This window comes from Burkholderia humptydooensis (assembly GCF_001513745.1).
GTDB lineage: Bacteria > Pseudomonadota > Gammaproteobacteria > Burkholderiales > Burkholderiaceae > Burkholderia > Burkholderia humptydooensis.
In genome coordinates this window covers 3527558-3541854 of record NZ_CP013380.1, presented here as the reverse complement: position 1 = coordinate 3541854, position 14297 = coordinate 3527558, and the positions used below count along the sequence as shown (strand labels likewise).

At 67.1% G+C, this 14297-nt stretch carries 13 protein-coding genes; 11 read left to right on the top strand and 2 right to left on the bottom strand.

Features of this window, described 5'->3' with window-relative positions; all coding sequences use genetic code 11:
* Positions 1-32 precede the first annotated feature (32 nt).
* The 10 genes from AQ610_RS15780 to AQ610_RS15735 all read left to right on the top strand — a co-directional run bounded on the left by AQ610_RS15780 (position 33) and on the right by AQ610_RS15735 (position 12183).
* Positions 33-359, top strand: coding sequence for an FmdB family zinc ribbon protein (locus tag AQ610_RS15780; protein WP_006024569.1), 327 nt, complete (start codon positions 33-35; stop codon positions 357-359).
* Positions 360-426: 67 nt separating this feature from the next.
* The gene (locus AQ610_RS15775; RefSeq protein WP_006024570.1) at positions 427-1077 is read left to right on the top strand and encodes a DUF502 domain-containing protein; all 651 of its coding nucleotides are present in this window, start codon (positions 427-429) and stop codon (positions 1075-1077) included.
* 56 nt (positions 1078-1133) lie between these two features.
* Entirely contained in the window at positions 1134-2936 is a 1803-nt protein-coding gene (gene aspS, locus AQ610_RS15770) for an aspartate--tRNA ligase (protein WP_006024571.1), read from the top strand.
* A 205-nt stretch (positions 2937-3141) separates the two neighbouring features.
* A complete protein-coding gene (gene nudB / locus AQ610_RS15765) occupies positions 3142-3618 on the top strand; it encodes a dihydroneopterin triphosphate diphosphatase (protein WP_006024573.1) in 477 nt (158 codons plus the stop codon).
* Positions 3615-4889: a cardiolipin synthase ClsB gene (gene clsB, locus AQ610_RS15760; protein WP_009911267.1), complete on the top strand. Its 1275-nt coding sequence runs from the start codon at positions 3615-3617 to the stop codon at positions 4887-4889. Before nudB ends, clsB begins: the two co-directional genes overlap by 4 nt.
* A 188-nt stretch (positions 4890-5077) precedes the next feature.
* Positions 5078-5677 (top strand): TetR/AcrR family transcriptional regulator, encoded by a 600-nt coding sequence (locus AQ610_RS15755; RefSeq protein ID WP_004189774.1) that lies wholly within the window; start codon positions 5078-5080, stop codon positions 5675-5677.
* A gap of 58 nt (positions 5678-5735) precedes the next feature.
* A complete protein-coding gene (locus tag AQ610_RS15750) occupies positions 5736-7523 on the top strand; it encodes an acyl-CoA dehydrogenase C-terminal domain-containing protein (RefSeq protein ID WP_006024576.1) in 1788 nt (595 codons plus the stop codon).
* A 90-nt stretch (positions 7524-7613) separates the two neighbouring features.
* Positions 7614-10049 carry a 3-hydroxyacyl-CoA dehydrogenase/enoyl-CoA hydratase family protein gene (locus AQ610_RS15745; RefSeq protein WP_006024577.1) on the top strand — a complete coding sequence of 812 codons (2436 nt, stop codon included), beginning with the start codon at positions 7614-7616 and terminating at the stop codon, positions 10047-10049.
* 74 nt (positions 10050-10123) lie between these two features.
* The gene (locus AQ610_RS15740) at positions 10124-11323 is read left to right on the top strand and encodes an acetyl-CoA C-acyltransferase (protein WP_006024578.1); all 1200 of its coding nucleotides are present in this window, start codon (positions 10124-10126) and stop codon (positions 11321-11323) included.
* A gap of 95 nt (positions 11324-11418) precedes the next feature.
* The gene (locus AQ610_RS15735) at positions 11419-12183 is read left to right on the top strand and encodes an enoyl-CoA hydratase (protein WP_009911268.1); all 765 of its coding nucleotides are present in this window, start codon (positions 11419-11421) and stop codon (positions 12181-12183) included.
* A 22-nt stretch (positions 12184-12205) separates the two neighbouring features.
* Here AQ610_RS15735 and fdhD read toward each other — a convergent pair whose 3' ends face one another.
* Positions 12206-13030: a formate dehydrogenase accessory sulfurtransferase FdhD gene (gene fdhD, locus AQ610_RS15730; protein WP_006024580.1), complete on the bottom strand. Its 825-nt coding sequence runs from the start codon at positions 13028-13030 to the stop codon at positions 12206-12208.
* 134 nt (positions 13031-13164) lie between these two features.
* Between fdhD and AQ610_RS15725 the strand changes: the two genes are divergently transcribed.
* Positions 13165-13644, top strand: coding sequence for a nitrate reductase associated protein (locus AQ610_RS15725; protein WP_009911269.1), 480 nt, complete (start codon positions 13165-13167; stop codon positions 13642-13644).
* Positions 13645-13713: 69 nt separating this feature from the next.
* Here the strand turns inward: AQ610_RS15725 and AQ610_RS15720 are convergent, their stop codons facing one another.
* On the bottom strand, positions 13714-14112 hold the full coding sequence (locus tag AQ610_RS15720; protein WP_009892921.1) for an acyl-CoA thioesterase: 399 nt from the start codon (positions 14110-14112) through the stop codon (positions 13714-13716).
* Positions 14113-14297: the final 185 nt, after the last annotated feature.

The window sequence follows — 14297 nt, the reverse complement described above, 5'->3', positions numbered from 1 at the left end:
TATACCGGTTATTGTTTCTGCGGGAAAATACCATGCCGATCTACGCCTATCGTTGCGAAGCGTGCGGTTACGCGAAAGATGTGCTTCAGAAGATGAGCGACGCACCGCTGTCGCAGTGCCCGGAATGCGGGAAGGACGCGTTTCGCAAGCAAGTCACGGCCGCCGGGTTCCAATTGAAGGGCTCGGGCTGGTATGTGACCGACTTCCGCGGCGGCTCGGGCGGCGCGGGCGCGCCCGCCGCGAGCGGCGAGAAGGCGAGCGGCGAGCAGGCGGCGCCTGCCACCGCGGCGGACAGCGCGGCGAGCGCGCCAGCGGCGTCCGCGCCCGCGCCTGCCGCCGCGCCCGCGAGCAGTACGTGACCGCCGCGCCGCCCGTGTCGGCGGCGCGTCCCGCGCTTGACGCACCGGCGCGATTTTTCGACGGCAGATGATGAAAAAGACGACCCTCAAATCGGTGTTTCTGACCGGACTCCTGGTTCTCGTTCCGCTCGCGATCACGCTGTGGGTGCTCGGGCTCATCATCGGCACGATGGACCAGACGCTGCTGCTGCTGCCCGCGGCGTGGCAGCCGGAGCGGCTGTTCGGCTTCCGGCTGCCGGGGATCGGCGCGGTGCTCACGCTCGCGTTCATCTTCGTCGTCGGGCTCGCGACGCAGAATTTCATCGGCCAGAAGCTCGTCACCTGGTGGAACGCGGTGGTGCGGCACATTCCCGTCGTCGGGCCGATCTACACGAGCGTGAAGCAGGTGTCGGACACGCTGCTGTCGAGCAGCGGCAACGCATTCCGCAAGGCGCTCCTGATCGAGTATCCGCGCCGCGGCTCCTATACGATCGCGTTCCTGACCGGCACGCCCGGCGGCGACGTGGTCAATCACCTGAAGGAAGAGCACGTGAGCGTCTACGTGCCGACGACGCCGAATCCGACGTCCGGCTTCTTCCTGATGGTGCCGAAAAGCGAGGTCGTCGAGCTCGACATGTCGGTCGACGCCGCGCTCAAGTACATCGTCTCGATGGGCGTCGTCGCGCCCCCGGCGCCCGTTGCCGCGCCGGCGCGCCGTCCCGTCGAGCCGCCGATGTAATGCCCGGGAGAGAGTGCGGCTCTTCCCGTTGACCACTACGAAAGAAAGCAAACATCATGTCGATGCGAACTGAATACTGCGGTCTCGTGACCGAACACCTGCTGGGCCAGACGGTGTCGCTGTGCGGCTGGGTCCATCGTCGCCGCGATCACGGCGGCGTGATCTTCATCGACCTGCGTGATCGCGAGGGTCTCGTGCAGGTGGTGTGCGATCCGGATCGCGCCGAAATGTTCGCGGCCGCCGAAGGCGTGCGCAACGAGTTCTGCATCCAGGTGAAGGGTCTCGTGCGCAGCCGTCCGGAAGGCACGATCAACGCCGGCCTGACGAGCGGCAAGATCGAAGTGCTGTGCCATGAGCTCGACGTGCTGAACGCGTCTGTCACGCCGCCGTTCCAGCTCGACGACGACAACCTGTCGGAGACGACGCGCCTGACGCACCGCGTGCTCGACCTGCGCCGCCCGCAGATGCAGCACAACCTGCGGCTGCGCTACCGCGTCGCGATCGAGGCGCGCAAGTACCTCGACGAACAGGGCTTCATCGACATCGAAACGCCGATGCTCACGAAGAGCACGCCGGAAGGCGCGCGCGACTACCTCGTGCCGTCGCGCGTGAACGCGGGCCAGTTCTTCGCGCTGCCGCAATCGCCGCAGTTGTTCAAGCAACTGCTGATGGTCGCGAACTTCGACCGCTACTACCAGATCACGAAGTGCTTCCGCGACGAAGACCTGCGCGCGGACCGCCAGCCCGAATTCACGCAGATCGACTGCGAGACGTCGTTCCTCGGCGAGCAGGAAATCCGCGATCTGTTCGAGGACATGATCCGTCACATCTTCAAGACGACGATCGGCGTCGAGCTCGCCGCGACATTCCCGGTGATGCCGCACTCGGAGGCGATGGCGCGCTTCGGCTCGGACAAGCCCGACCTGCGCGTGAAGCTCGAGTTCACCGAGCTCACCGATGCGATGAAGGACGTCGACTTCAAGGTGTTCAGCACGCCGGCCAACACGAAGGACGGCCGCGTCGCGGCCCTGCGCGTGCCGAAGGGCGGCGAGCTCACGCGCGGCGACATCGACGGCTATACCGAATTCGTGCGCATCTACGGCGCGAAGGGCCTCGCGTGGATCAAGGTCAACGAGCGCGCGAAGGGGCGCGACGGCCTGCAGAGCCCGATCGTCAAGAACCTGCACGACGCGTCGATCGCGGCGGTCCTCGAGCGCACGGGCGCCGAAGACGGCGACATCATCTTCTTCGCGGCGGACCGCGCGAAGGTCGTCAACGACAGCCTCGGCGCGCTGCGCCTGAAGATCGGCCATTCGGAGTTCGGCCGCGCGAACGGCCTCGTCGAGGCGGGCTGGAAGCCGCTGTGGGTCGTCGACTTCCCGATGTTCGAGTACGACGACGAAGATGCGCGCTACGTCGCCGCGCACCACCCGTTCACGAGCCCGAAGGACGAGCATCTCGAATACCTCGAGACCGATCCGGGCCGCTGCCTCGCGAAGGCATACGACATGGTGCTGAACGGCTGGGAAATCGGCGGCGGCTCGGTGCGTATCCATCGCGAAGAAGTGCAGAGCAAGGTGTTCCGCGCGCTGAAGATCGGCCCGGAGGAGGCGCAGGCGAAGTTCGGCTTCCTGCTCGACGCGCTGCAGTACGGCGCGCCGCCGCACGGCGGCATCGCGTTCGGCCTCGATCGCATCGTCACGATGATGGCGGGCGCCGATTCGATCCGCGACGTGATCGCGTTCCCGAAGACGCAGCGCGCGCAGTGTCTGCTCACGCAGGCGCCGAGCCCAGTCGACGAGCGCCAGTTGCGCGAACTGCACATCCGCTTGCGCCAGCCGGAGCAGCCGAAGGCGTAACGCCGCCGCGCGCCGGCCGCGGCCGAATCGGGATGCCGGCTCGGCTCGCGCTCGGCGCGACGGCCGGCTTCGGCCGACGCCGAAAAGGACCACAAAAAAGGGCGCGCGCGCCCTTTTCGTTTTTTGCGGTACAGTCGACCCATGGTTTTCTTGACGGTGCCGCGCCGTCCGCCGCGTCGGGCGGGCTGACGCCGATGACATCCCGATGACGAAACCACCGAAAATCCCCGAATCCGTTCTCGTCGTAATCCATACGCCCGCGCTCGACGTGCTCGTCATCAAGCGCGCCGATCAGCCCGACTTCTGGCAGTCCGTGACCGGCTCGAAGGACGCGCCCGACGAGCCGATCGCGCAGGCCGCCGCGCGCGAGGTCGCGGAGGAGACGGGCATCGTCGTCGGCAGCCCCGGCATTGCGCTGGCCGCGCTCGTCGACTGGCATCACGCGATCGAGTACACGATCTATCCGCAGTACCTGCACCGCTACGCGCCCGGCGTCACCCGCAACACCGAGCACTGGTTCAGCCTGGAAGTGCCGGCGCGCGTCGACGTGACGCTGTCGCCGCGCGAGCACACCGATTATCTGTGGCTGCCTTACCGCGAAGCGGCCGCGCGCTGCTACTCGCCGTCGAACGCCGAAGCGATCCTGCAACTGCCCGAGCGCCTCGCGTCGCGCGCCGCATGAGTGGCCGGACCCGGCACCGTCTTGCGCAACTGCGGCAGATGTTCCTGCAGGAGCGCGGTTCCGCGTCGCGGCTCGCGTTCACGTCCGGCAACGCGGTGCGCCTCTGCGACGGCGGCGCGGCGTTCTTCCCCGCGCTGATCGAACGGATCGACGCCGCGCGCGAGCGCGTCGCGCTAGAAACCTACATCTTCTGCGACGACGCCGTCGGCCGCGCGGTGTCCGACGCGCTCATCCGCGCGGCCGCGCGCGGCGTCCACGTGCGCGTCATCACCGACGGGATCGGCACCGAGCGCCTGCCGCTCTTCGGCGCGTGGCCGGACGCGGGCGTCGAGCACCGGATCTACAACCCCTATCTGTTCGGCCGCTTCGGCTTCTCGCGCACGCACCGCAAGCTCGCGGTGATCGACGACGCCTACGCGTTCTGCGGCGGCATCAACATCGTCGACGACTTCGAGCAGAACGGCGAGCGCCTGCCGTATCCGCGCTGGGATTTCGCGCTCGAGCTGAACGGGCCCGCCGTCGCCGACGTGCGCGCCGCGTTCGAGGTGCAGTGGCAACGGATCGCCGTCGGCCACAAGCGCTACGCGCAATACCTGCCGCATGGCGTCGACGGCTCCGCGTTCGCCGCGCGCTTTCGCCGCTGGATGCGCAGCCGCCGCTGGGTGAAGGCGGGCGCGCTGCGCGTCGTGACCGAGCCGAGCGTCGCGTTCGTCGCGCGCGACAACGTCGTGAACCGCCGGACGATCGAGAAGGCGTATCTCGCGGCGATCGGCCGCGCGCGTCGGTCGATCCTGCTCGCCAATCCCTACTTCCTGCCGGGGCGCAAGCTGCGGCGCGCGCTCGCCGGGGCGGCGCGGCGCGGCGTCGACGTGCGGATCCTGCTCGGGCGCAACGAATTCGCGTCGCTCGATATGGCGGTGCCGTTCCTTTATCATGCGTTGCTGCGCTCGGGCGTGCGCGTTGCCGAATACGACAAGACGATGCTGCACGGCAAGGTCGCGGTGATCGACGATCACTGGGCGACCGTCGGCTCGTCGAATCTGGACGCGCTCAGCCTGATGCTGAACAACGAGGCGAACGTCGTGCTCGTGCGCCACCGCGAGGAGACGGCCGCGCTGCGCGACGCAATCGGCGTCGCGTTCGCCGACGGCCGCGAGATCGACCCCGCGCTCTACGCGGCGCGGCCCGCCGTCGAGCGGTTTCTGAACTGGTTCGCGTACAACGCGTACCGGGGTGCGATGAAGCTGCTGACGGTCGGCGGATACGACTAAGCATTCGCTTACACATGCGGCGCGCCGCGGCCTGCACAGGGCCTCCTCCAAAGGCGCGCGACCCTGCAAAATAGCGGGGACGGTTAGAAACCGATTTCTAATAATTTCCTTGTTTCGCCGCCGGCCGCACTCAATAATAGTACGGCCGTTCGATTTTATTCGATCACCTGGAACGGTTATTAAAAGCTATGCGAAAAGGCGAACAGACGCGTGCCGCGATACTCGAAGCAGCATTGGACCTTGCCAGCCGTGACGGGCTCGAGGGTCTGACGATCGGCCTATTGGCCGAGCGCATGCAGATGAGCAAGAGCGGCGTGTTCGCGCACTTCGGATCGCGCGACGATTTGCAGGTCGAGGTCGTGCGAGAGTACCACCATCGTTTCGAGAACGAGGTGTTTTTTCCGAGCCTGCGCGAGCCGCGCGGTTTGCCGCGCCTGCGGGCGATGCTGGCGCGCTGGATCGAGAAGCGCATCCAGGAGGTGACGACGGGATGCATCTACATCAGCGGCGCCGTCGAATACGACGATCGCCCGGACAGCGCGGTGCGCGAGCAGTTGATCGCGAGCGTGAAAGCGTGGCGCGCCGCGCTGCTGCGCGCCATTTCGCAAGCGAAGGAGGAGGGGCATCTGCGCCCGGACACGGATCCGAACCTGATGCTCTTCGAGTTGTACAGCTTCACGCTCGGCCTGCACCACGACGCACGCTTCCTGCATCAGCCGGATGCGGTGCGGCTCACGTGGGCCGCGCTTGAAAAGACGATTGTTTCGTACCAGAGCGAGAGCCGTTAGCGGCGGCACGACCGCCGTCGGGGGAGCTCGAGCCGATTGCCATATCTTGGAGAGAGTCATGGGACAGTACGCCGCGCCGTTGCGCGACATGCAATTCGTGTTGCACGAGCTTCTGAACGTCGAAGCCGAGGTCAAGCAGATGCCCAAGCATGCTGATCTCGACGCCGACACGATCAACCAGGTGCTCGAGGAAGCGGGCAAGTTCTGCTCGGAGGTGCTTTTCCCGCTCAACCAGGTCGGCGACCGCGAGGGCTGCACGTATGTCGGCGACGGCGTCGTGAAGACGCCGACGGGCTTCAAGGAAGCGTACCAGCAGTACATCGAGGCGGGCTGGCCCGCGCTCGGCTGCGATCCCGATTACGGCGGCCAGGGCCTGCCCGCGTTCGTCAACAACGCGCTGTATGAAATGCTGAATTCGGCGAACCAGGCATGGACGATGTATCCGGGCCTGTCGCACGGCGCGTACGAATGCCTGCACGCGCACGGCGCGCCCGAGCTGCAGAAGCTCTACCTGCCGAAGCTCGTGTCGGGCGAATGGACGGGCACGATGTGCCTGACCGAGCCGCACTGCGGCACAGACCTCGGCATCCTGCGCACGAAGGCCGAGCCGAACGGCGACGGCTCGTATTCGATCAGCGGCACCAAGATCTTCATTTCGAGCGGCGAACACGACTTCTCGAAGAACATCGTTCACCTCGTGCTCGCGCGCCTGCCGGACGCGCCGAAGGGCACGAAGGGCATCTCCCTCTTCATCGTGCCGAAGTTCGTCCCCGACGCGTCGGGCGAGCCGGGCGAGCGCAACGGCGTCAAGTGCGGCTCGATCGAGCACAAGATGGGCATCCACGGCAACGCGACCTGCGTGATCAACCTCGACAACGCGAAGGGCTGGATGATCGGCGAGCCGAACAAGGGCCTGAACGCGATGTTCGTGATGATGAACGCCGCGCGCCTCGGCGTCGGCATGCAGGGGCTCGGCCTCACCGAAGTCGCTTACCAGAACTCGCTCACGTATGCGAAGGAGCGCCTGCAGATGCGCTCGCTGACGGGCCCGAAGGCGCCGGACAAGCCGGCCGACCCGATCATCGTCCACCCGGACGTGCGCCGCATGCTGCTCACGCAGAAGGCGTACGCGGAAGGCGCGCGCGCGTTCACGTACTGGTCGGCGCTGCAGATCGACAAGGCGCTGTCGCACGCCGACGAAGCGGTGCGCAAGGAAGCGGAGGATCTCGTCGCGCTCCTCACGCCGATCATCAAGGCGTTCCTGACCGACAACGCGTTCGAGTGCACGAACCACGCGATGCAGATCTACGGCGGCCACGGCTTCATCTCCGAGTGGGGCATGGAGCAGTACGTGCGCGACGCGCGGATCAACATGATCTATGAAGGGACCAACTCGGTTCAGGCGCTCGACCTGCTCGGCCGCAAGGTGCTGGGCGACATGGGCGCGAAGCTGAAGAAGTTCGGCAAGATCGTCGCCGAGTTCGCCGAAGCGGAAGGCGTGAAGCCCGAAATGTCCGAATTCATCACGCCGCTCGCCGACATCGGCGAGAAGGTGCAGAAGCTGACGATGGAAATCGGCATGAAGGCGATGCAGAACCCGGACGAGGTGGGGGCGGCCGCCGTGCCGTATCTGCGCACCGTCGGTCACCTGGTGTTCTCGTACTTCTGGGCGCGGATGGCGCGCATCGCGCTCGACAAGGAAGCGTCGGGCGATCCGTTCTACAAGTCGAAGCTCGCGACCGCGCGCTTCTACTTCGCGCGCCTCTTGCCCGAAACGGCGTCGTCGATTCGTCTCGCGCGCGCCGGCGCGAAGACGATGATGGAAATCGACGAAGCGCTGTTCTGACGCGCGCCGTCCGAACGACCGATCATTCGCACTCACACGCCGCGCGCGCCCTTACGACCGGCGCCGCGCGGCTCAATCCGGAGGAGTCCCGTGAGCAATTTCAACATTCGCAAGGTCGCCGTGCTGGGCGCCGGCGTGATGGGCGCGCAGATCGCCGCGCATCTCGTCAACGCGCGCGTGCCCGTGCTGCTGTTCGACCTGCCCGCCAAGGAAGGCCCGAAGAACGGCATCGCGCTGAAGGCGATCGAGCACCTGAAGAAGCTGTCTCCCGCGCCGTTCGGCGTGAAGGACGACGCGAAGTATCTCGAAGCCGCGAACTACGAGGACGACATCGCGAAGCTCGCCGAATGCGATCTCGTGATCGAGGCGATCGCCGAGCGGATGGACTGGAAGCACGACCTGTACAAGAAGGTCGCGCCGCATATCGCCTCGCACGCGATCTTCGCGACCAACACCTCGGGCCTGTCCATCACGACGCTGTCCGACGGCTTCGCCGACGAGCTGAAGGCGCGCTTCTGCGGCGTGCACTTCTTCAACCCGCCGCGCTACATGCACCTGGTCGAGCTGATCCCGACCGCGCACACGCGAGCCGACATCCTCGACCAGCTCGAGACGTTCCTGACGAGCGTCGTCGGCAAGGGCGTCGTGCGCGCGAAGGACACGCCGAACTTCATCGCGAACCGCGTCGGCATCTTCTCGATTCTCGCCGTGATCGTCGAAGCCGAGAAGTTCGGCCTGCGTTTCGACGAAGTCGACGACCTGACGGGTAGCCGCCTCGGCCGCGCGAAGTCGGCGACGTTCCGCACGGCGGACGTGGTCGGCCTCGACACGATGGCGCACGTGATCAAGACGATGCAGGACAACCTCGCCGACGATCCGTTCTTCCCGGTCTACCGGACGCCCGCCGTGCTCGCGAAGCTCGTCGAGCAGGGCGCGCTCGGCCAGAAGACGGGCGCCGGCTTCTACCGGAAGGAAGGCAAGGCGATCAAGGTGCTCGACGCGAAGACGGGGACCTACGTCGACTCCGGCGCGAAGGCGGACGAGACCGTCGGCCGCATCCTGAAGCGTCCTCCCGCCGAGCGCCTGAAGCTGTTGCGCGAGACGCAGCATCCGCACGCGCAGTTCCTGTGGTCGGTCTTCCGCGACGTGTTCCACTACATCGCGATCCACCTCGAATCGATCGCCGACAACGCACGCGAAGTCGATCTCGCGATCCGCTGGGGCTTCGGCTGGAGCCAGGGCCCGTTCGAGGACTGGCAGGCGGCGGGCTGGAAGCAGATCGCCGAGTGGGTGCAGGAAGACATCGCGGCCGGCAAGTCGCTTGCAACCGTGCCGCTGCCCGCGTGGGTGCTGGAAGGCGCCGTCGCCGAGAAGGGTGGCGTGCACGCGGCCGAAGGCTCGTGGTCGGCCGCGGCGAAGCGCTTCGTGCCGCGCTCGGCGCTGTCCGTCTACGACAGGCAGGTGTTCCGCGCGCCCGTGTTCGGCGAAGCGGGGCGCGACCCGAAGACGTTCGGCAAGACGCTGTTCGAGACGGACTCGGTGCGCGCATGGGTCGACGACCGCGCGGGCGAGGACGACGTTGTGATCGTGTCGTTCAAGTCGAAGATGAACACGATCGGCCCGAGCGTGATCGACGGCCTCGTGCAGGCGATCACGCTCGCGGAGAACGACTACAAGGGCGTGGTGATCTGGCAGCCGAGCTCGCTCAAGCTCGGCAATCCGGGCGGTCCGTTCTCCGCCGGCGCGAACCTCGAAGAGGCGATGCCCGCGTTCATGATGGGCGGCGCGAAGGGCATCGAGCCGTTCGTGAAGAAGTTCCAGCAAGGCATGCTGCGCGTGAAGTATGCGAACGTGCCGGTCGTCGCGGCGGTGTCGGGCCTGGCGCTCGGCGGCGGCTGCGAGCTGATGCTGCATAGCGCGAAGCGCGTCGTGCACGTCGAGAGCTACATCGGCCTCGTCGAAGTGGGCGTCGGCCTCGTGCCGGCGGGCGGCGGCCTGAAGGAAGCGGCGCTGCGCGCGGCGGACGCGGCGACGGCGGCGGGCATGACGAGCGAGCTGCTCAAGTTCCTGACGAAGTCGTTCGAGAACGCGGCGATGGCGAAGGTGTCGATGTCCGCGCACGAAGCGCGCGCGATGGGCTACGTGAAGCCTTCGGACACGATCGTGTTCAACGTGTTCGAGCTGCTCGACGTCGCGAAGAAGGAAGCGCGCGGCCTCGCGGCGGCGGGCTATCGCGCGCCGCTGAAGGCGAAGGAAATCCCGGTGGCCGGCCGCTCGGCGATCGCCACGATCAAGGCCCAGCTCGTCAACATGCGCGACGGCCGCTTCATCAGCGATCACGACTTCCTGATCGCGAGCCGGATCGCGGAAGCGGTCTGCGGCGGCGACGTCGAGGCCGGCAGCACGGTCGACGAGGAATGGCTGCTCGCGCTGGAGCGTCGCGCGTTCGTCGAGCTGCTCGGCACGCAGAAGACGCAGGAGCGGATCATGGGCATGTTGCAGACCGGCAAGCCGGTTCGCAATTGATCGAGCCGAGCGGACAACTTTGCATGGGAGCGGAGTGAGCGCTCAAGCACCACTCCGGTCGACAGGAGCTTGAAATGAGCAAACAGTTGCAAGACGCATACATCGTCGCCGCAAGCCGCACGCCGATCGGCAAGGCGCCCCGCGGTGCATTCAAGAACACGCGCCCGGACGAACTGCTCGTCCACGCGATCAAGTCGGCGATCGCGCAAGTGCCGCAATTCGACACGAAGCTGATCGAAGACGCGATCGTCGGCTGCGCGATCCCCGAGGCCGAGCAGGGCCTGAACGTCGCGCGGATGGGTGCGCTGCTCGCGGGCCTGCCGAACACGGTCGGCGGCGTGACGGTGAACCGCTTCTGCGCGTCGGGCGTCACCGCGCTCGCGATGGCGGCGGACCGCATCCGCGTCGGCGAATCGGACGCGATCCTCGCGGCCGGCGTCGAATCGATGAGCATGGTGCCGATGATGGGCAACAAGCCGTCGATGTCGCCGCACATCTTCGATCGCAGCGAAGACTTCGGCATCGCTTACGGGATGGGCTTGACGGCCGAGCGCGTCGCCGAGCAGTGGAAGGTGAGCCGCGAAGACCAGGACGCGTTCTCGGTCGAATCGCACCGGAAGGCGCTCGCGGCGCAGCAGGCGGGCGAGTTCAAGGACGAGATCGCGCCGTATGCGATCGTCGAGCGCTTCCCGAATCTCGCGACGGGCGAAATCGAAACGAAGACGCGCGAGATCGCGCTCGACGAAGGTCCGCGCGCGGAGACGTCGCTCGAAGGGCTCGCGAAGCTGAAGACGGTGTTCGCGAACAAGGGCTCGGTGACGGCGGGCAATAGCTCGCAGACGTCGGACGGCTCGGGCGCGCTGCTCGTCGTGTCGGAGAAGGTGCTCAAGCAGTTCAACCTGACCCCGCTCGCGCGCTTCGTCAGCTTCGCCGTGCGCGGCGTGCCGCCGGAGATCATGGGCATCGGCCCGAAGGAAGCGATTCCGGCCGCGCTGAAGGCGGCGGGCCTCAAGCAGGACGACATCGACTGGATCGAGCTGAACGAGGCGTTCGCCGCGCAATCGCTCGCCGTGATCCGCGATCTCGGCCTCGATCCGTCGAAGATCAACCCGCTCGGCGGCGCGATCGCGCTTGGCCACCCGCTCGGCGCGACGGGCGCGATTCGCGCGTCGACGGTCGTGCATGGCCTGCGCCGCCGCAACCTGAAGTACGGGATGGTGACGATGTGCGTCGGCACCGGCATGGGCGCGGCGGGCATCATCGAGCGGCTCTGATCGGCGCGCGCGACGCATGACCACGGTGCGCGGGCGGCGGGCTCGCGCACCGTTTTTTTGTCGATCGAATGAAAACAGTCATGGAGACGGCTCAAATGGATATCCAGGTCGAAAACGCAGGCGGCGTGCTGACGATCACGCTCGCGCGCCCAGCGAAGAAGAACGCGATCACGGCGGCGATGTACCAGACGATGGCCGATGCGCTCGCGGCGGCGCAGGACGACAAGTCGGTGCGCGCGATCCTGATTCGCGGCAGCGACGGCAACTTCAGCGCGGGCAACGATCTCGACGATTTCATGAAGGCGCCGCCGAAGGACGAGCACGCGCCCGTGTTCCAGTTCCTGCGCCAGATCGCGAGCGCGCAGAAGCCGATCGTCGCGGCGGTCGCGGGCGTTGCGGTCGGCATCGGCGTGACGATGCTGCTGCACTGCGATCTCGTCTACGCGGCCGATACCGCGCAGTTGTCGCTGCCGTTCACGCAGCTCGGCCTGTGCCCGGAGGCGGCGTCGAGCCTGCTGTTGCCGCGCCTCGCCGGCCATCAGGTCGCCGCGGAGAAGCTGCTGCTCGGCGAGCCGTTCGACGCGCTCGAGGCGCACCGGATCGGCCTCGTGAACCGCGTGCTGCCCGCCGCGGACCTCGACGCGTTCGCTGCGCAGCAGGCGGCGAAGCTCGTCGCGCTGCCGGCTTCGTCGCTGCGCGCGACGAAGGCGTTCCTCAAGAAGGGCAGCGGCGCGGAAATCGCCGCGCGGATGTCGGAAGAAGGCGATCAGTTCGGCGAGATGCTGCGCTCGCCCGAAGTGCGCGAGGCGATCACCGCGTTCTTCGAGAAGCGCAAGCCGGATTTCCGGCAGTTCGACTGAGCGCGATCGCGGCGGCGGCGCGCTACGCGGTGCCGTAATCGACGTAACCCGCCTCGCGGCAGAAGCTCACGAGCCGCAGCCCGGCCTGCCGCGCGATCTCGATCGCGAGCGACGACGGCGCGGAGATCGTCGCGACCATCGGAATGCCGACGCGCGCCGACTTGCGCACGAGCTCGTAGCTCGCGCGGCTCGACAGGAACACGAAACCGTTCGTCATGTCGGCGCGCGTGAGCGTCAGCGTGCCGATCAGCTTGTCGAGCGCGTTATGGCGGCCGATGTCCTCGAACGCATGGACGATCGCGCCCGACGCATCGCACCACGCGGCCGCGTGCAGGCCGCCCGTCTGCTGCGTGAGCGCCTGATGCGCGGGAAGCTCGCGCGCCGCGCGTGCGATCGCATCCGGCGCGAGGCGCGCGAGAAAGCCGGTATCGGGCAGGCGCTGCGGCACGAGATCGAGCAGATCGATGCTTTCGATCCCGCAAACGCCGCAGCCGGTGCGCCCCGCGAGCGCGCGGCGCCTTTCCTTCAGCGCGGCGAACGCCTGCTGGACGACCGTCAACTGCACTTCGGCGTGCGGCAGCGGCGCGTCGCCGTGCAGCGCGACCTCGATGTCCTTCACGTCGCTGCCGCGCCCGACGATGCCTTCCGACACCGCGAAGCCGACCGCGAACGCTTCCAGATCGCGCGGCGTGCACATCATCACCGCGTGCGAGATGCCATTGAACACGAGCGCGACGGGCCATTCCTGGCCGACGCGGTCGACGGCCGCCTCGATCGCGTCGCCGCGCCGCCTGCGCACCGAGAGCTCGACGATGCCGCTGGGTTCGACGGTTTCGGACAGACTCACGGGGGGCTCCTTCGATGGGACGGCTGGACGGGCGAGCGGGGCGCGACGCCGGGCGGCACGCTCGATGCCCGCGAAGGTTCTAAAATACTCCACACGGGCCAAACGTGCCGGCAAACGTCATAGTGGGTGCAAACATGGGACTGAGCGACGCGCCGTTGCTGTTCAATTTCGAAATCGAATCGTCGGAGGATCTGACCTACATTCCGATGATCGTCCGCTTCAACCTCGACCGTTTCGGGCTGAGGATCTCGCTCGAGCAATGGCAGATGCTGCCGCTCGAGGATCGCAGGCTGCTCGCGCGCTTTCCGGCCGACGAAGACGTCGTGATCGAGCCGAATTTCGATCATGCGCTGTTCGAGATGCTGCGCACGCACGCGAACGTCGAGCCGACCTGGTTTCAGCCGGACGAGCATCCGGCGTGGCGCAGCGCCGATGCCGTGCCGGACGCGCTCGTCGCGCAGAGCGGGCTCGCCGGCCTGCCGGCGCCGTCCGCCTCGCAGTGGTCGACGCTCACGCCGTTTCAGCGCTACGTGCTCGCGAAGCTGTCGCGCAAGCCGAAGCTCAACCACGACTTCGTTCCCGCGATGCGCGAGTTCGGCCTCGCCGCGCACTGAGCGGGCGAGGGGCGGCGGCACGCGCCGCCTTGCGATGCGCGCGTGCGTGCGGCGATGCGTGCGCCGCGCTTATTCGAGCGGCGGCAGCGCGCGCGGGCGGCGATCGGCGTCGGTCGCGACGTAGGTGAGGGTTGCTTCCGTCACCTTGACGATCTCGCTCATCAGGCTCATCCGCTGCGCGTAGACCTCGACGTCGACCGTCACCGACGTGTTGCCCGTCTTCACGATGCTCGCGTAGAAGCTGAGCAGATCGCCGACGAACACCGGCTGCTTGAACAGGAACGAATTGACCGCGACCGTCGCGACCCGACCGTTCGCGCGGCGGCTCGCCGGGATCGAGCCCGCGATGTCGACCTGCGCCATGATCCAGCCGCCGAACACGTCGCCGTGGACGTTCGCGTCGGACGGTTGCGGGACGACGCGCAGCGCGGGCGGTTTTTGCGGGAGTTGCATGGGCGAGTCGGTCATGGTTGAAGCTTCCATCTTGTAAGAAAAGCGGCCGGCTTGCGCGTATTCGGCGGCCGTCGCCGGAGATGCGGCGGACAGCGGCGTGAACCGGCTTCTGAGACAATACAGAGTTCTGAAATTGTACGAGAAAGTGTGGATTTGGGCCGGGCCGCGCAGGCCGGGCCTCGCCGCGCACGCGCCGCCGC

Bases quoted from the DNA above. Each gene is read 5' to 3' on its own strand.
- AQ610_RS15780 (WP_006024569.1), top strand. From the start codon at position 33: ATGCCGATCTACGCCTATCGTTGCGAAGCGTGCGGTTACGCGAAAGAT.
- AQ610_RS15775 (WP_006024570.1), top strand. From the start codon at position 427: ATGATGAAAAAGACGACCCTCAAATCGGTGTTTCTGACCGGACTCCTG.
- aspS (WP_006024571.1), top strand. From the start codon at position 1,134: ATGTCGATGCGAACTGAATACTGCGGTCTCGTGACCGAACACCTGCTG.
- nudB (WP_006024573.1), top strand. From the start codon at position 3,142: ATGACGAAACCACCGAAAATCCCCGAATCCGTTCTCGTCGTAATCCAT.
- clsB (WP_009911267.1), top strand. From the start codon at position 3,615: ATGAGTGGCCGGACCCGGCACCGTCTTGCGCAACTGCGGCAGATGTTC.
- AQ610_RS15755 (WP_004189774.1), top strand. From the start codon at position 5,078: ATGCGAAAAGGCGAACAGACGCGTGCCGCGATACTCGAAGCAGCATTG.
- AQ610_RS15750 (WP_006024576.1), top strand. From the start codon at position 5,736: ATGGGACAGTACGCCGCGCCGTTGCGCGACATGCAATTCGTGTTGCAC.
- AQ610_RS15740 (WP_006024578.1), top strand. From the start codon at position 10,124: ATGAGCAAACAGTTGCAAGACGCATACATCGTCGCCGCAAGCCGCACG.
- AQ610_RS15735 (WP_009911268.1), top strand. From the start codon at position 11,419: ATGGATATCCAGGTCGAAAACGCAGGCGGCGTGCTGACGATCACGCTC.
- AQ610_RS15725 (WP_009911269.1), top strand. From the start codon at position 13,165: ATGGGACTGAGCGACGCGCCGTTGCTGTTCAATTTCGAAATCGAATCG.
- AQ610_RS15720 (WP_009892921.1), bottom strand. From the start codon at position 14,112: ATGACCGACTCGCCCATGCAACTCCCGCAAAAACCGCCCGCGCTGCGC.